This is a genomic window from Pseudomonas sp. yb_9 (genome assembly GCF_043103635.1).
Lineage (GTDB): Bacteria > Pseudomonadota > Gammaproteobacteria > Pseudomonadales > Pseudomonadaceae > Aquipseudomonas > Aquipseudomonas monteilii.
Window position 1 is genome coordinate 32,356 of record NZ_JBICKA010000039.1, and the last position, 15,198, is coordinate 47,553.

16 protein-coding genes are annotated in these 15,198 nt (G+C 63.8%); 6 read left to right on the forward strand and 10 right to left on the reverse strand.

Features of this window, described 5'->3' with window-relative positions:
- Positions 1-19 precede the first annotated feature (19 nt).
- Complete coding sequence (locus ACF8MI_RS09315) at positions 20-1,084, reverse strand: AI-2E family transporter (RefSeq protein WP_104835202.1); 1,065 nt, start codon at positions 1,082-1,084, stop codon at positions 20-22.
- A gap of 133 nt (positions 1,085-1,217) precedes the next feature.
- Between ACF8MI_RS09315 and yegQ the strand changes: the two genes are divergently transcribed.
- The 3 genes from yegQ to ACF8MI_RS09330 all read left to right on the forward strand — a co-directional run bounded on the left by yegQ (position 1,218) and on the right by ACF8MI_RS09330 (position 3,495).
- Positions 1,218-2,552, forward strand: coding sequence for a tRNA 5-hydroxyuridine modification protein YegQ (yegQ, locus tag ACF8MI_RS09320; RefSeq protein ID WP_060500503.1), 1,335 nt, complete (start codon positions 1,218-1,220; stop codon positions 2,550-2,552).
- A gap of 77 nt (positions 2,553-2,629) precedes the next feature.
- The gene (locus ACF8MI_RS09325; protein ID WP_060500502.1) at positions 2,630-3,058 is read left to right on the forward strand and encodes a DUF411 domain-containing protein; all 429 of its coding nucleotides are present in this window, start codon (positions 2,630-2,632) and stop codon (positions 3,056-3,058) included.
- A complete protein-coding gene (locus tag ACF8MI_RS09330) occupies positions 3,058-3,495 on the forward strand; it encodes a YqaA family protein (RefSeq protein WP_060500501.1) in 438 nt (145 codons plus the stop codon). Before ACF8MI_RS09325 ends, ACF8MI_RS09330 begins: the two co-directional genes overlap by 1 nt.
- A gap of 44 nt (positions 3,496-3,539) precedes the next feature.
- Here ACF8MI_RS09330 and zapE read toward each other — a convergent pair whose 3' ends face one another.
- The 5 genes from zapE to ACF8MI_RS09355 all read right to left on the reverse strand — a co-directional run bounded on the left by zapE (position 3,540) and on the right by ACF8MI_RS09355 (position 8,385).
- On the reverse strand, positions 3,540-4,646 hold the full coding sequence (gene zapE, locus ACF8MI_RS09335; protein ID WP_200929237.1) for a cell division protein ZapE: 1,107 nt from the start codon (positions 4,644-4,646) through the stop codon (positions 3,540-3,542).
- A 39-nt stretch (positions 4,647-4,685) separates the two neighbouring features.
- Positions 4,686-5,831 (reverse strand): PQQ-dependent sugar dehydrogenase, encoded by a 1,146-nt coding sequence (locus tag ACF8MI_RS09340; RefSeq protein WP_104835205.1) that lies wholly within the window; start codon positions 5,829-5,831, stop codon positions 4,686-4,688.
- A 22-nt stretch (positions 5,832-5,853) separates the two neighbouring features.
- Positions 5,854-6,171: a hypothetical protein gene (locus tag ACF8MI_RS09345; protein WP_104835206.1), complete on the reverse strand. Its 318-nt coding sequence runs from the start codon at positions 6,169-6,171 to the stop codon at positions 5,854-5,856.
- A gap of 143 nt (positions 6,172-6,314) precedes the next feature.
- Positions 6,315-7,280, reverse strand: coding sequence for an agmatinase (speB, locus tag ACF8MI_RS09350; RefSeq protein ID WP_060500494.1), 966 nt, complete (start codon positions 7,278-7,280; stop codon positions 6,315-6,317).
- A 25-nt stretch (positions 7,281-7,305) separates the two neighbouring features.
- Positions 7,306-8,385 (reverse strand): polyamine ABC transporter substrate-binding protein, encoded by a 1,080-nt coding sequence (locus ACF8MI_RS09355; protein WP_104835210.1) that lies wholly within the window; start codon positions 8,383-8,385, stop codon positions 7,306-7,308.
- Positions 8,386-8,487: 102 nt separating this feature from the next.
- Between ACF8MI_RS09355 and ACF8MI_RS09360 the strand changes: the two genes are divergently transcribed.
- Positions 8,488-9,378, forward strand: coding sequence for a LysR family transcriptional regulator (locus ACF8MI_RS09360; protein ID WP_060500490.1), 891 nt, complete (start codon positions 8,488-8,490; stop codon positions 9,376-9,378).
- Positions 9,379-9,430: 52 nt separating this feature from the next.
- On the opposite strand, the gene ACF8MI_RS09365 is transcribed toward ACF8MI_RS09360, so the two are convergent.
- Positions 9,431-11,857, reverse strand: coding sequence for a TonB-dependent receptor (locus tag ACF8MI_RS09365; protein ID WP_164525235.1), 2,427 nt, complete (start codon positions 11,855-11,857; stop codon positions 9,431-9,433).
- Positions 11,858-12,084: 227 nt separating this feature from the next.
- Positions 12,085-13,209: a sigma-70 family RNA polymerase sigma factor gene (locus ACF8MI_RS09370; RefSeq protein WP_060500485.1), complete on the reverse strand. Its 1,125-nt coding sequence runs from the start codon at positions 13,207-13,209 to the stop codon at positions 12,085-12,087.
- Positions 13,210-13,343: 134 nt separating this feature from the next.
- Between ACF8MI_RS09370 and ACF8MI_RS09375 the strand changes: the two genes are divergently transcribed.
- Entirely contained in the window at positions 13,344-13,826 is a 483-nt protein-coding gene (locus ACF8MI_RS09375; RefSeq protein ID WP_186723372.1) for an LEA type 2 family protein, read from the forward strand.
- A gap of 15 nt (positions 13,827-13,841) precedes the next feature.
- Here the strand turns inward: ACF8MI_RS09375 and ACF8MI_RS09380 are convergent, their stop codons facing one another.
- Entirely contained in the window at positions 13,842-14,105 is a 264-nt protein-coding gene (locus ACF8MI_RS09380) for a hypothetical protein (protein WP_060500481.1), read from the reverse strand.
- Positions 14,106-14,234: 129 nt separating this feature from the next.
- On the opposite strand from ACF8MI_RS09380, the gene ACF8MI_RS09385 reads away from it, so the two are divergent.
- The gene (locus ACF8MI_RS09385; protein ID WP_200929236.1) at positions 14,235-14,555 is read left to right on the forward strand and encodes a YqjD family protein; all 321 of its coding nucleotides are present in this window, start codon (positions 14,235-14,237) and stop codon (positions 14,553-14,555) included.
- A gap of 22 nt (positions 14,556-14,577) precedes the next feature.
- On the opposite strand, the gene ACF8MI_RS09390 is transcribed toward ACF8MI_RS09385, so the two are convergent.
- A complete protein-coding gene (locus ACF8MI_RS09390) occupies positions 14,578-15,195 on the reverse strand; it encodes a tRNA-(ms[2]io[6]A)-hydroxylase (RefSeq protein WP_016714954.1) in 618 nt (205 codons plus the stop codon).
- Between the last annotated feature and the right edge of the window lie 3 nt (positions 15,196-15,198).

The following is a 15,198-nucleotide window of genomic DNA, read 5'->3' on the forward strand; positions in this document are numbered from 1 at the left end:
TGCAGCCCCCGTGCACGTTCTACTGCGGCAACTGCACTTGCGGTTTGGTCGAGGCAAAGATTGCCCAGCTGGACACGAACAGCGCCGCAATCAATGGCCCGATTACGAAGCCGTTGAGCCCGAACACTGCCAGCCCACCCAGCGTCGACACCAGGATCAGATAGTCCGGCATACGCGTGTCCTTGCCCACCAGGATCGGCCGCAGCAGGTTGTCCACCAGGCCGATCACCAGCACACCGAACGCGCTCAGAATCACCCCCGGCAATATGGCCCCGGTCAGTAGGAAATACGCTGCAACCGGCGCCCAGACGATGCCAGCGCCCACTGCCGGCAGCAGCGACAGAAACGCCATCAGCACCGCCCACACCAACGCACTGGGGATATCCAGCGCCCAGAAGATGAAGCCGCCCAGCGCCCCTTGGGTAATGGCCACCAGCACGTTGCCTTTCACCGTCGCCCGCACCACCCGGTTGAATTTCAGCTGCAAACGGCGCTTCTGGTGTTCGGGCAGTGGCACGGCCAGGCGCACACGGCGGGCCACCTCGGCGCCTTCTCTCAGGAAGAAGAACAGCAGGTACATCATGATGCCAAAACTGATCACGAACTCGAATGTACCCTGACCGAAGCTGAACGCCTGGCTGGCCAATACCTGGCTACCCTGGGTTGCCCACTTGGTGATTTTTTCGCGCAACCCGTCGAGGTTGCCCATGCCTATGTTGTCCAGGCCATGCTGGGCAAACGCCGGGAGCATGTCCTTGCCACGCTCGATGTAACCGGCGATGTCCAGTTGCCCGCTTTCGATACGCTGGTACAGCGTGGCCCCCTCCTGCACCAACAATGCACTGGTGATGATCACCGGCAGGATCGCCACCAGCAGGCACACCAGCGTCGTGGTGGCAGCGGCCAGGTTGCGCCTGCGCCCAAAGCGGATCAGCAGGTGCCGCTGCAGCGGGGCAAACAGAATGCCCAGTATCACCGCCCAGAAGATCGCACCGTAGTAAGGCAGCAATATCCAGAAAAAGGCGATGGTCACCAGCGCCAAAAGTACGGCCAGGGCTTTGTTCTGTAGCGCAGCTTCGTTCATCGCAGGTCCTCGAATGGCTTCTGGGATATTAGTGCGCGCCGCTTGGGTAAAAGTGCCACCACTCCCTTGATGTAAATCAATACGTGTATTGTCCGCCGGCTATAGCATCCGCGCCTTTTGCCCCGGTGCGCACATGAACCCGACCGCCAAGCCCGAACTGCTGGCCCCCGCCGGCACCCTCAAGACCATGCGCTATGCCTTTGCCTACGGTGCCGACGCAGTCTATGCAGGACAGCCGCGCTACAGTTTGCGGGTGCGTAACAATGAGTTCGACCATGCCAACCTGGCGCTGGGCATCCAGGAGGCGCATGCGTTGGGCAAGCGCTTTTACGTGGTGGTCAACATTGCCCCGCACAACGCCAAGCTCAAGACCTTCCTCAAAGACCTGGCGCCCGTGATCGACATGGCGCCGGATGCACTGATCATGTCCGACCCCGGCCTGATCATGCTGGTGCGCCAGCACTTCCCGCAGATGCCGGTGCACCTGTCGGTGCAGGCCAATACGGTCAACTGGGCCAGCGTGCAGTTCTGGCAGCAACTGGGCCTGAGCCGGGTCATCCTGTCACGCGAGCTGTCGCTCGAAGAAATCGAGGAAATCCGCCAGCAGGTGCCGGGCATGGAGCTGGAGGTGTTCGTCCACGGCGCCCTGTGCATGGCCTACTCCGGCCGTTGCCTGCTGTCGGGCTACCTCAACAAGCGTGACGCCAATCAGGGTACCTGCACCAACGCCTGCCGCTGGAAGTACGACGCCACGCCGGCCACCGAGAACGCCACCGGCGACATCGTACGCGAAGTGCAGCCCACCCTTGGCCTGGGAGCCCCGACCGAGCAGGTGTTCCTGCTGCAGGAAAGCAACCGCCCCGGCACTGAAATGCCCGCTTTCGAGGATGAACACGGCACCTACATCATGAACGCCAAGGACCTGCGTGCCATCCAGCACGTCGAGCGCCTGGCCACCATGGGCGTGCATTCGCTGAAGATCGAAGGGCGCACCAAGTCGCATTTCTACTGTGCCCGCGCGGTGCAGTCGTATCGCCAGGCCATCGACGACGCGGTGGCCGGGCGGCCGTTCGACCGCACCTTGATGGGCAACCTGGAGTCCCTTGCGCAACGAGGCTACACCGAAGGGTTCCTGCGCCGTCACGTACACGATGAGTACCAGAACTACCAGCGCGGTAATTCGGTCTCGGAGCGCCAGCAGTTCGTTGGCGAGCTGACCGGCGTGCGTGTCGATGGCCTGGCCGAGGTCAAGGTGAAGAACCGCTTCGCCGTGGGTGACCACCTGGAGCTGATGACCCCGCGCGGCAACTACCACTTCGACCTGCACCGCCTGTGCAACCGCCAGCAGCAGGCCATCGAGGTGGCGCCGGGCGATGGCCATGTGGTGTACCTGCCCATTCCGGAGCAGGTCGCGCTCGAGCATGCTCTGCTGATGCGCGACCTCGGTGCCGACGAGGCAGCAAGCTGACAGTAGTGTAACGTGCAACTCAGCGACCAGCCGCTTACGCTATGCTGCTGAACCCATGCTGGAAGGAGTGCTTTACCATGCTGCGCAAACACCTGCTGACCCTGGGGCTGCTGGCCATCACCGGCCTGGCCCAGGCCGCCGAGACCATCGATGTCTACCGTGACCCCAACTGCGGCTGCTGCAAGGCCTGGATCAGCCACCTGCGTGACAACGGGTTCACCGTCAATGACCACGTCGAGCCGAACATGAGTGCGGTGAAGCAACGCCTGGGCGTGGCGCCACGCCTGGCGTCGTGCCACACGGGGGTGATCGACGGCAAGTTCGTCGAAGGCCACGTTCCGGCCGAGCAGGTACGCCTGCTGGCCAAACGCAATGACCTCAAGGGCCTGGCCGTACCGGGCATGCCCATGGGTTCGCCAGGCATGGAAATGGGTGACCACAAGGACGCCTACCAGGTTATTGGTATGACCCAGGATGGGCAGGACACCGTGGTCGCCACCTACTGATGCTCAGCCTGTGGGCGCTGTTTCTCAGCGCCTTTGGCGCCGCCACCCTGCTGCCGCTGCAATCGGAGGCCGTGCTGGTCGGCCTGTTGCTGCGCCAGCCCGAGGCCTGGGCGACCCTACTACTGGTGGCCACCTTGGGCAACGTGCTGGGTTCGGTGGTGAACTGGCTGTTGGGCCGGGCCATCGAGCACCTGCGCGACAAGCGCTGGTTCCCGTTCAGCGCAGCCCAGCTGGCGCGTGCGCAGGAGCGCTACCAGCGCTGGGGCCAGTGGTCGCTGTTGCTCAGCTGGATGCCAGTGATCGGGGACCCGCTGACGCTGATCGCCGGGATCATGCGCGAACCGTTCTGGCGCTTTCTGCTGCTGGTCACCCTGGCCAAGGCTGGCCGCTATGCAGTGCTGGCGATGATTACCCTGGGCTGGTTTCACGCCGGCTAACACTGAACCCGTGCGGTGGGGCCGCTTTGCGGCCCTTGCACCATTCAGCCAAACCGCTGCAGTTGCATCTCCCGCAGGCGGCTGAGGGTTCGTTGGTAGGGAAACGCCAGATACCCCTGCGTATACAACGCTTCAAGCGGTACCTGCGCCTCCAGGTACAACGCCACCCGGCGGTCGTAGCACTCGTCGACCAGGGCAATCAAGCGGCGCACTGCGTCGTCCTTGGGCGACAGTGCCGGCAGCTCGCGATCACCGGCCACCACCCGTGCGGCAGCATCTTCAGTGCCACGGGCAATGCGCCCGGCCCGCTGCTCGCCACCCAGCGCAGGAATGCCCGACACCAGGACGGCGGGATAATGATCGCACAGGGCCATGAACTCCATGGCTGCCAGCGGTTGCTCACACAGGTCGGCGAAACGGCACCAGATCGCCTGCTCGCTGCGCCGCACGACTTGAATGTGCCTGGAGCCAATAACCAAGGGCTGATCAGTGCCGGCGTCATCCGGGCTAAGCTGGCGGAAAACCTCGGCCAACCGGCTGGCCTGCCCCACCTCGGCCACCCAATAGCGCTGCCGCGCTGCACCAGGGTGCAGGCGGTGGTCCTGTTCGCCCGCCACTGGCAGCACCTGCATATGCCGCTGGATAGCGGCGATGGCCGGCAGGAACCGCTCGCGGTTGAAGCCGTCGCGGTAGAGCTGCTCGGGTGGCTGGTTGGAGGTGGCGACGATCACCACGCCCTGGTCGAACAGCACCTGGAACAGGCGGCCCAGGATGATCGCATCACCGATGTCGTTGACGAACAGTTCGTCGAAGCACAGCACGCGGATCTGCCCGGCCAGTTCCCGGGCCAAGGCCAACAGCGGGTCGGCCGTGCCGTTCAGCTGGAACAGGCGCTGATGGACCCAGGCCATGAAGTGGTGGAAGTGCTGGCGCAGGCTGGGCAGGCGCAGGCAGCGGTGGAACTGGTCCGGCAGCCAGGTCTTGCCGCGACCGACCGGGCCCCAAAGGTAGATGCCCTGGGTGGAGCGGCCCTGTTCGACGGCCAGGAAGCACGCTTGCAGCGCCTCGACGGCGCGGGCCTGTGCAGGGTCGGCGACATAGCCCTGAGTGGTCAGGGCTTGCTGGTAGAGGGATTGGGGATCTATGGCCATAACGAATTCTACACGGCTAACGCTATCCGTGTAGGAGCGTCAGTTGGCCAGGCCTACCTTCAGCAACGCGCCGTCCTTGTCATCGGTCAGCACATACAGGTACCCATCCGGCCCTACCCGCACATCGCGGATGCGGGCCTTCAGGTCCCCCAGCAGGCGCTCTTCATGCAACACCTTGTCGCCGTCCAGCTGCAAGCGAATCAGCTCCTGCGTTGCCAGCGCACCTATGAACAGGTTGTGGTCCCAGGCCTTGAACGTGGGGCTGTCGTAGAACGCCATGCCGCTGATGCCTGGCGACTTCTCCCACACATGGTGTGGGTCGACCATGCCGTCCACATGCTTGCCCTTGGCCTCGGGGATCGGCAGGAGCGAGTAGTTGATGCCGTGGGTCGCAATCGGCCAGCCGTAGTTCTTGCCGGGCTCGGGGATGTTGATTTCGTCGCCACCTCGCGGGCCGTGCTCGTGGGTCCACAGCTTGCCGGTCCACGGGTTGAGCGCGGCGCCTTGCTGGTTGCGGTGGCCGAACGACCAGATTTCCGGTCGCACGTTGTCGTTGCCTACAAAGGGGTTGTCCTTGGGTACTTCACCATCGGGAAGGATGCGCACGATCTTGCCTTGCAGCTTGTCCAGGTCCTGGGCAGTGGGGCGCTGGTTGTTCTCGCCCAGGGCGATGAACAGGTAGCCGTTGCGGTCGAACACCAGCCGCGAGCCGAAGTGGTTACCCACCGACAGTTTGGGCTGCTGGCGGAAGATCACGGTGAAGTTTTCCAGCCGGGCCCGGTCTTCGGACAGCTGGCCACGGCCGACCGCGGTGCCGGCCTTGCCGTCACTGCCCTCCTCGGCGTAGGACAGGTATACGGTACGGTCTTTGTCGAACGCCGGCGACAACACCACATCCAGCAGGCCGCCCTGCCCCTCGGCCCAGACCTTGGGCACACCGCTGATCGGCGGGCCGACCTTGCCTTCGGCGTTGACCAGCCGCAAATTGCCGGCACGCTCGGTCACCAGCATGTCCTTGCCGCCCGGCAGAAATGCCAACGCCCAAGGGTTGCGCAGGCCGTCGGCCAGGGTACTGACTGTCAAGGTGCCTTCTTCACTGCGAAACTGTTGCTCGGCCGCCGCCTGTGCCAACAGGGGCATGAGTGCGGCGGCGGTCACGGTGACCAGCCAGGTTGCTCTGGGCATGCAGGATTCCTTTCGTATGGGCTTAGGGCGCACGCGTGCTGTCGCGCGGCGGCCGGGTAGGTTCCAGGTTCGGGGTTTGCTGCTGGCGGCGCAGGTTGTCGCCATTGCCAATGCCCCGGTTGTCCAGGCTGGGCGTGCGTTGGTACGGGTCGGTGGAGGGGCCACGCACGGGCGGCGTGGTAGGCATGCTGCCTTGGCGGCTGTTGGGGTTGGCGCGCTGGATCGGGCTGTTGTAGGGGTTATTGTTGCCGGCAGCGAGCTGCAACGGTGGCTGCGGAGCAGCGTGCGCGGGCAGGCACAAGGCCAGGCCAAGCGCCAGGATGGGCAATGACGGGTTCATGCTTCACCTCCTGTACGAAAATGCCGCGCCTTGGGGGTTTTGATAGCCTAAGGCGCGAAGGGTTCGCGGCAAAAGTGTGAATGCGGGTGGAGTTGATTCCTGATATTTCAGTATGGACCTTGAGGCCGCTTCGCGGCCCCCGATTACTGGCCTTTGTCTACCTTGTGCCGCGCCGCATACAAGCACAGCATCTCCATCGCCAACGTCGCCCCGGCCAATGCGGTGATATCGGCATGGTCATAAGCCGGTGCCACCTCCACCAGGTCCATGCCCACCAGGTTGATACCACGCAGCCCGCCCAGAATTTCCAGCGCCTGCACCGTGGTAAGCCCACCACACACCGGAGTACCCGTGCCAGGCGCATAGGCCGGGTCAAGGCAGTCGATATCGAACGTGAGGTACACCGGCCGGTCGCCCACCCGCTGACGAATTGCCGCAATGATCGCCTCGGTGCCCTGGCGGTGTACCTGCCGGGCATCCAGGATGGCAAAGCCCTGGCTGTCGTCGTTGGTGGTGCGCAGGCCGATCTGCACCGAACTGCCCGGGTCTACCAGGCCTTCACGGGCGGCATGCCAGAACATGGTGCCATGGTCGATTCGCTTGCCCTCCTCGTCCGGCCACGTATCGCTGTGGGCATCGAAGTGAATCAGCGCCAGCGGGCCATGGCGGCGAGCGTGAGCTTTGAGCAGCGGGTAGCTGATGAAGTGGTCGCCGCCCAAGGTGAGCATGGCGCAACCGGCCTGAAGGATGTGCTCGGCATGGGCCTCGATGCTGTCCGGCACCGACTCCGGCGTGCCGCTGTCGAAGGCGCAGTCGCCGTAGTCGATCACTGCCAGGTGGTCGAACGGGTCGAACGCCCACGGCCAGTGCCGGGCCCAGGCCTGCTGCACCGAGGCAGCGCGGATCGCGCGCGGGCCAAAACGTGCGCCAGGGCGGTTGCTGGTGGCGGTATCGAACGGCACACCGCTGACGACCACATCCACACCACGCAGGTCGCGGCTGTAGCGTCGGCGGGAGAAACTGGTAATGCCGGCGTAGGTACTTTCTGCGGCAGTGCCGTACAGGCTGTCGCGGGTCATCGCCTGGTCATTGCTTGCGGCTTGGTCCACGGTCGGGCTCCTGGGTTGTTATGCGTTATTGCCGGGTGCGGAAGGCCGTCCACAGGCGGTTGCGCTGGCGCAGGTCGGACAGCGCCATGCTGCGGTCGGCGAACAGCCGCTGGCGCACTTCGGCCGGCGGGTAGATGTCGGGGTCGTTGCGCACCGCTTCGTCCACCAGCGGCGTGGCCGCCCGGTTGGCGTTGGCAAAAAACAGCGTGTTGGTCAGCGCAGCCACCGACTCTGGCTTGAGCATGAAGGCGATGAACGCACGCGCTGCCTCGGGGTGCGGGGCGTCTTTGGGGATGACCAGGTTGTCCTGCCACACCAGCGTGCCTTCCCGGGGAATACGGTAAATCAGCTCGAACGGCTTGCCGGCACGGCGCGCCTGGTCGGCGGCCATCGCCGCATCGCCGTTGTAGGTCAGCGCCAGGCACACACTGCCATTGGCCAGGTCGCTGATCTGCCGGCCATTGGCGACGTAGCTGATCGAGGGTTGTAGTTGGCTCAGCAGGCGCTGCGCAGCCGCCAGATCATCCTTGCTCTGGCTGTACGGGTCCTTGCCCAGGTAGTTGAGGGCCACGCCAATCACCTCCTGCGGTGAATCGGGCATGGCAATGCCGCAATCCTTAAGGCGGCTGGCGTATTCGGGCTTGAACAGCAGGTCGAGGCTGTCCAGCGGCACATCACCCAGGCGCTGGCGCACCGCTTCCACGTTCACACCCAGGCCCAAAGTGCCCCAGGTGTACGGCACAGCGTGGCGGTTCCCGGGGTCGGCCTCGGCAAGCTTGGCCAGCAGGTCCTTGTCGAGGTTGCTGTAGCCGGGCATGGCCTGGGGGTCGAGCGGTTGCAGGGCGTTGGCCTTCAGCGCCCGGGCCAGTACGGTCGACGATGGCACCACCACGTCGTAGCCACTGCCACCGGTCAGCAGCTTGGTTTCCAGTACTTCGGTGGTGTCGAAGGTGTCGTAGCGCACCTTGTAGCCGGTTTCCTGCTCGAAGCGCTTGAGGGTTTGCGGGGCAACGTAGTCGGCCCAGCTGTAGAGGTTGACGACCTTTTCTTCGGCTTGCAGCGGCAAGGCCAGAACCAGGGACAACAGGCACAACGATCGACGCATGGCGGACACCTCGGCAAATGGGTGGATGCCGCGAGCATGCCAGCCGGGTTACATTGCAGGAATGGCAAGTTTGCAAAGCTGACATTCAACAGGAGCAATGTAATGCTCGGACAAGTGCACGACCCCGACCTGCACCTGCTGCGGCTGTTCGTCACTGTAGTCGAGGCCGGCGGCTTCAGCGCCGCACAAGGCGTGCTCGGCCTGAGCCAGCCCACTATCAGCCAGCGCATGGCACAGCTGGAAGCACGCCTGGGTTATCGCCTGTGCAGCCGGGGCAAGGGCGGCTTTCACCTCACGGAGAAAGGCACGTTGCTATTGGAGGCGGCGCGCGGGCTGCTGCTGAACATCGAGCAGTTTCGCCAGCAGGCCAATGGGGTTGCCGGGCGGTTGCTGGGGACCGTGCGCATCGGCATGGCGGAGAACCAGGACAAGGCGGTGAGCCTTAAGCTGGCCGCAGCCATTTCGGCATTTCGCACACGAGAGGAAGCAGTGCAACTGGAACTGATCAGTGCGCCGCCAGCGGAGCTGGAACGGCTGTTGCTGGAGCAGCGGCTGGACTATGCCATCAGCTACTTCTCCGGCAACCAGGCGGCCTTTGATTACCAGCCACTGTTCGAGGAGCGACAACGGCTTTATTGCGGGAAGCAGCATGTGCTGTTTGGTGTTAAGGACGTTGAACATGAGCGGCTGCTGGACATGGATCAGGTGTGCCACCCGTACCGGTTTCTCAAAGGCGGCGAACCGTTTCAGAGCCGGCGCAGCATGGCCGTGGCGGAGCAGATCGAGAGCGTGCTGACGTTCATTTTGTCGGGGCGGCATATTGGCTATCTGCCACGCCATTGTGCGCTGGGGTGGGAAGCCGAAGGGTTGTTGTGGGCGCTGGACCCGGGGCTGGATTTTGTGGTGCCGTTTACCCTGGCTCGGCACCGGGCACAAGCGGTGGGCGAGGCCCAGCAGGCGTTTGCGCAGGATTTGCTGGCCGCGTTTGCCTGAACCGGCCTCTTCGCGGGTTCACCCGCGAAGAGGCCAGAACAGACAACATCAATCAGTAAGCCATGCTCCAGGTCAAGGTGTAGGTACGCCCACGCCCTTGATAGTCATACAGGTACGCCGGCCCATAAGTCGGCGAATAGAACAACGTCGCACGCTGGCCCCAGACCGTGCTGTACTGCTTGTCCAGCAGGTTCTGGATGCCGGCGCTGAAGGTGCCGAAGCCGGTGTCCTGGCTACCCAGCAGGTCGAAGGTGGTGTAGCCGTCAATCTCGTGGTCGGCATCGTCCTTCAGGCTGAAGGCATGGTTGGCCTGCAGCCGCGCACTGCGGCCATCGCCCTTCCAGCCGACAAATGCAGTGGCCTTGGACAACGAGGCATACCGGGCATCACGCTTGATCCAGCCACCGTCGGCAGCCTCTTCCTCGGAGCGCGTCAGGTGCAAGGTACCACCCGCCTCCCAGCCGGTCTGGAAATGCCGGGTCAGCGCACCTTCAAAGCCAAAGTCGCGGCTCTTCTGCTCTTCCACGTTGATGGTCAGCGTTTGCGAATCGACGTTGATGATCTTGTCCGACCAGATGTAGTACAGCGCCGCCTGGGCATCCCAGTCCAGATCTGCATAGCGCCAGCCCAGTTCCACCTGGCGGCTCTTGATGCCGGCCAGCGGGTTGTCGGCCACACTCAGGCCTGGCTTGCCGTAGTACTTGGCCGGGTCCGGCAGGTCGAAGCCTTCGCCGTAGTTGGTCCACACCTGATGGCCGTTCTTGAAGTCGTAAATGGCACCGACGTTGAACAGGTTGACTTGGTAATCGTTGCTGCCGCCCGGCACGCCCTTGAAGTCGCTGACGTCCACGTCCATTTGCTGGCGGCGGGCGCCGCCGGAGAAGGTCAGGTTATCGGTGGCATGCCAGTCCAGCTGGGCGTACACCGACACACCATCAACCCGGTAGCTGGGATAGCGCGCGGCCTTGCTGTCCTTCTCCATCTCCAGACCGCCCGACTCGGACGAAGTCAGGGCATTGAACGTGGTCTGCTCGGCGTTGAAACGCTCACGGTCCAGGTCGACGCCGTAGGTCAGCTTCAGCGTGTCCCATTGCTTGGCGAACAGGCCCTTGAGGCTGGTGACCTCGAAGTTTTGCTGCGAAGCGGCGAAGTACACCCCGCGCGAGCCGGTGGGCGTAGCGCGGTTGTAGTACGGGAACGGATAGAAGTTGTCGTCTTCCTTGCGGTACGAGGCCTGCAGGTAGAAGTCCTGGCCCAGCACATCGGTGTGGTGGTAGTTGGCGTTGAGCAGCAGGCGCCGGGTACGCGGCTCCAGGTCGGACGAGTAGCCGCTGCGCAGTTCGGCATCTTCCAGGTCGGACGGTGCGTTGTAGTTGAGGTTGGGGAAGTAGATACCCGTGCTGCCGTGGTTGCCCGAGTCGTAGTACTGGGCCAGCAGGTCGAGGCTCTGCTGGTCGTTCAATTGCAGGCCCAAGGTACCGAGCACATCGAGGGTGCGGTTGTACTGCAGGTCGGTCTGGGTGTTGTCGATGAAAATCTGGTCGCCGGCACCGTCGTAGAAGGCTTCGTTCTGCTCACCGGAGATACCCAGGCGGGCATTGACCCGTTCGTTACCGCCGCTGATCGACTGGGCGAAGCGGGTGGCCAGGTCATCGCTGTTGTTGAAACCGCTGCTGGCACCCAGCTGTGTTTCGAAGCGCGCCGGGCCGGGCTCGCCCTTCTTGGTGACGATGTTGATAATGCCGCCGGTGGCTCCGCCGCCGTAGATGGCGCTGGCGCCAGACAACACTTCGACACGCTCGACGTTGAACGGCGAAATGCTGTCGAACTGGCGCGACAGGCCACGCGAGCTGTTCTGGCTGACCCCGTCGATCATCACCAGCACGTTGCGCCCGCGCATGTTCTGGCCGTAGTTGGTGCGCCCTTCCGGCCCCAGGTCGAGGCCGGGTACCAGCTTGCCGATGGCTTCCTTCAGGCTGACGCCGCTGTCGATCTGTTCGCGCAATTGCTGCTGGTCGACCACCCAGACCGTGCCGGGGATTTCGCTGATTGCAGTGCTGGTACGCGAGGCCACGCTGACTTCGATCGGCTTGAGGTTGACCGCCTGCGGCGCAGCCTCGGCCTTGCGCAGGGTGACCGTGCGGGCATCGCTGAACTGCCAGCCCATGCCGCTGCCGGCCAGCAACTGCTGCAGGGCCTGCTCGACGTTGTAGCTGCCGTGCAACGCAGGGCTGGCCAGGCCTGCAACATCGCCCGTGGTGTACAACAGGTGCAGGCCGGCCTGGTCGGCGAAGGCAGTCAGGGCCTGGTCCAGCGGCTGGGCGGGCAGGTCGAGCTGAACCTGACGGGCCTGGACCTGGGCCTGGTCGGCAGCGGTCGACGCCCATGCCGACAACGGGCCGGCCAGCATGGCCAGGGCGCTGCAGGACATCAGGGCATGGTGAAGTGAACCGCGACGGCGGTGCAGGGGCTTGAGCATCAGAGGCACGAATGAGCTTCCTGACAAGTCGTAAATGAGAATGGGTTGCTGATCAGTCCCACTACGACGATCTGGCTTGCAGGAACTTGCAGTCGCAAATGGAAATTATTTTTCCTGTACCGGCCCCTTCGCGGGCAAGCCCGCTCGCACAAGTACATCACAGTCCTTGAATTCTGTGGCGTACCTGTGGGAGCGGGCTTGCCCGCGAAGAGGTCGGCACAGGCTGGTCAATGAACCACGGCCAACCACGGCAGGTAGGTCACCTTCAGGCCATACCGCTGCTCCAGCGTGCGCAACAGCGCCTCCGGCTCGTCAAGGTCAAACACCCCGCTCACCTCCATCGCTGCCAGCTTGCTATCGGACAGCACAATCCGCCCATGCCGGTAACGCTCAAGTTCCGCCAGCACCTGCCCCAGCGGCTTGCCGTTGAAGATCAGCTTGCCGCGCTGCCAGGCCATCTGCGTTCCGGCATCGGCGGCTACCACCAATGAACGTTCGCCAACCTTGGCCTCACCACGCGCCAGCACCACACGGCCATCGCGGCGCACGCTGAACGTGGCTGCACCACCCTGCACACGCTCACCCGCCGTCTCGACCACAAACGGCCGCGCCTCATCAGCGGTCTCGAACAGGGCCTCACCGGCATCCAGCACCACCCGGCGTTCGTGCGCGTTGAACACCACGCTCAGCGCACTGGCGCTGTTCAATGTCACCCGCGTGCCATCTGCCAGGGTGATCACCTGCCGCTCGCCCACTGCAGTGTGGTAATCCGCCAGCAGCATCGGCGCCTGTTGCCAAGCCGCCATCGCGGCGACCAGCAACACCACGGAGGCCGCCACACCCGCCTGTTTGAGCCAGTCGCGGCAATGGCGCAAGGCTTGGCCGATGTACTTGGCCACCATGCTCTCGGAAACCCCCAGCCGCTGTGCAATCTGCGCCTGGGTCAGGCCTTCGACGCGGTTCAGCAACAACGCCTGGCGGGCATTGTCGGGCAGTTTCAGCAGCGCATCGTCAAGAATTTGCAAGCGCTCCCGGGCCAGCAACATCGCCTCGGGTGCTGGCGCCGGGCAGGCCAGTTCCGCTGCCCCGTCACAGTCGTCATGGCTGGCCGCCAGGCGCTGTTCGCGGCGCAAGGCATCGATTGCCAGGTTGCCGGCCACGCGGAAGATGAAGCTGCGCGCATGCAGCACCGGCAGCGCTTGCTCATCGATCTTGACCAGCTTCAGGTAGGTTTCCTGGGCCACGTCGGCGGCGCGCTGGCGGTCGCTCATGCGCCGGGTCAGAAACTGCAGCAGGTCGTCGTAGTGCTCCTGGAAACTCGCCAGCAGCCCCGACACGGGTGACGTCAGCATGGGTTTGGGAACAGCCAGTAGGAGGAGTTATCGGGCGTTAATGAGAAACAGTATCTTTCATCCCGTGGGGCACTTTCAACGCCCACTTGCATTTGCCACACTGACACTTCGCTCACTCTGGCAAGGTCGCCCTCATGACTGCCCGCCTGTACCGCTTTACCCGGTTAATGCTTGTGCTACTGATGGCCTACGGCCTGAACGCGTGCGCACTGTTCCAGCCACGTGACCCGGTCAATATCAGTGTGATCGGCATCGAACCGTTGCCCGGCCAGGAACTGGAACTGCGCATGGCCGTGAAAATGCGGGTGCAAAACCCCAGCGAATCGCCCATCGACTACAACGGCATTGCCCTCAACCTGGAAGTGAACGGCCAGCCGCTGGCCGCCGGGGTCAGCGACCAGCAGGGGCACATCGGCCGTTATGACGAAGCGGTGATCGTGGTGCCGGTAAGCATCACGGCATTTTCCTTCCTGCGCCAGGCCTATGGACTGGGCAAGGTGGACTCGCTGCAGGGCCTGCCCTACAAGCTGCGCGGCAAGCTGGCCGGTGGTCTGCTGGGGACTGTGCGCTTTACCGACGAGGGCAAGCTGGACCTGCCCAAGGGCGCCTACTGGTAAGCACCTGGGGGGTGTTCAGCGGCTGGCGCTGGCGGCGGCCATCAGCTTGTTGACTTCGCTGCGCACCATGCTGGCGTATTCGGGGGGCGTCATGCCGTCCAGCTCGGCGCGTACCCACTCGGCCCACTTGCCCTTGCGACGCGGTTTTTCGGCAATCAGCCGGGCCGCTTCGCCCTTGGCCTTGCCCAGGTTGTTCTGCCACAGCTCGAACAACCGCGCCTTCTCTGCCTCGATCTGCGCCCGTTCCTCGAAGCTCATGTTGGCCAGATTAAAACTCATGAAGGTACCTGCAGGTTTGAAAATGGCCGCTATCTTACACCCAGGCAACGCAACATCAGTAAGCCGGCGCAACTTTCCCGACGCGGCGGCATCCATTGTTCAAACCACCCCATCGACGAGGACGAGTTCATGGCCCGGAAAAACGCCGCACTGGCAGACAGCGATCAGATCAAGGACCAGGTATTCAGCGAACTGCAATCGCTGATCGAAGAATCGGAAAAACTGCTGAACGACAGCGCCGCCCTGGTGGGCGAAGAAGCCGAAACGTTACGCGCGCAGGTCAACCTGAAGCTGCGCCAGGCCGGCCAGGCGGCCAGCAATATGCGCAGCAAGGCGCAACCGGTGGTGGACGCTACCCAGGACTACATAGGTGGCCATCCGTGGCAGACCGTGGCCATTTCCGCAGGCCTTGGCCTGGTGGTGGGCCTGCTGCTGGGCCGGCGCAACTAACGGCTGGGCCGCCTGGTGCGAATCAGGCGGCCAGCGCTTGCGGGATGCCGCTGTGGAAGCGCAGTTCCTGGTCCGGTGACTGGATCAGCTCGACCTCAGCGGCACGCACCAGCTCCACCCGGCGGGCGATGTCTGCCTCATCACCGTAGTTGTGCGCCAGTTTCAGGTAGCCTTGGTAGTGGCGTGCTTCGCTTTTCAGCAGGCCGTGATAGAAGCGGCCCAGTTCCTCATCCAGGTGCGGCACCAGCGCGGCAAAGCGCTCGCAGCTGCGCGCTTCGATAAATGCCCCCACCACCAGCGTATCCACCAGCTTGACCGGCTCGTGGGCGCGCACCAGGCGGCGCAGCCCCGACGCATAGCGCCCCGCCGACACCGGGCGCAGTGGCACGCCACGGCGCTTCATCAGCCGCAGCACCTGTTCATGGTGCACCAGCTCTTCACGGGCCAGGCGCGACATCATGTTGATCAGGTCGAGGTGGGTGTTGTACTTGGCCATCAGGCTCAAGGCCGTGCTGGCAGCCTTGAATTCGCAGTTCTTGTGGTCGATCAGCAGGGTTTCCTGGTCGGCCAGCGCCGCTTCGATCCAGGCATCTGGCGTCGGGCAGCCAAGAAAGGCGTCGATTTCGGGGATCAGGGACATAAG

Coding starts and splice junctions, on each gene's coding strand:
- ACF8MI_RS09375 (WP_186723372.1), top strand. CDS start 13,344: ATGACTGCCCGCCTGTACCGCTTTACCCGGTTAATGCTTGTGCTACTG.
- ACF8MI_RS09360 (WP_060500490.1), top strand. CDS start 8,488: ATGCTCGGACAAGTGCACGACCCCGACCTGCACCTGCTGCGGCTGTTC.
- ACF8MI_RS09385 (WP_200929236.1), top strand. CDS start 14,235: ATGGCCCGGAAAAACGCCGCACTGGCAGACAGCGATCAGATCAAGGAC.
- ACF8MI_RS09380 (WP_060500481.1), bottom strand. CDS start 14,105: ATGAGTTTTAATCTGGCCAACATGAGCTTCGAGGAACGGGCGCAGATC.
- ACF8MI_RS09340 (WP_104835205.1), bottom strand. CDS start 5,831: ATGCCCAGAGCAACCTGGCTGGTCACCGTGACCGCCGCCGCACTCATG.
- ACF8MI_RS09390 (WP_016714954.1), bottom strand. CDS start 15,195: ATGTCCCTGATCCCCGAAATCGACGCCTTTCTTGGCTGCCCGACGCCA.
- ACF8MI_RS09370 (WP_060500485.1), bottom strand. CDS start 13,209: ATGCTGACGTCACCCGTGTCGGGGCTGCTGGCGAGTTTCCAGGAGCAC.
- ACF8MI_RS09325 (WP_060500502.1), top strand. CDS start 2,630: ATGCTGCGCAAACACCTGCTGACCCTGGGGCTGCTGGCCATCACCGGC.
- ACF8MI_RS09345 (WP_104835206.1), bottom strand. CDS start 6,171: ATGAACCCGTCATTGCCCATCCTGGCGCTTGGCCTGGCCTTGTGCCTG.
- ACF8MI_RS09365 (WP_164525235.1), bottom strand. CDS start 11,857: ATGCTCAAGCCCCTGCACCGCCGTCGCGGTTCACTTCACCATGCCCTG.
- yegQ (WP_060500503.1), top strand. CDS start 1,218: ATGAACCCGACCGCCAAGCCCGAACTGCTGGCCCCCGCCGGCACCCTC.
- ACF8MI_RS09330 (WP_060500501.1), top strand. CDS start 3,058: ATGCTCAGCCTGTGGGCGCTGTTTCTCAGCGCCTTTGGCGCCGCCACC.
- ACF8MI_RS09315 (WP_104835202.1), bottom strand. CDS start 1,084: ATGAACGAAGCTGCGCTACAGAACAAAGCCCTGGCCGTACTTTTGGCG.
- zapE (WP_200929237.1), bottom strand. CDS start 4,646: ATGGCCATAGATCCCCAATCCCTCTACCAGCAAGCCCTGACCACTCAG.
- ACF8MI_RS09355 (WP_104835210.1), bottom strand. CDS start 8,385: ATGCGTCGATCGTTGTGCCTGTTGTCCCTGGTTCTGGCCTTGCCGCTG.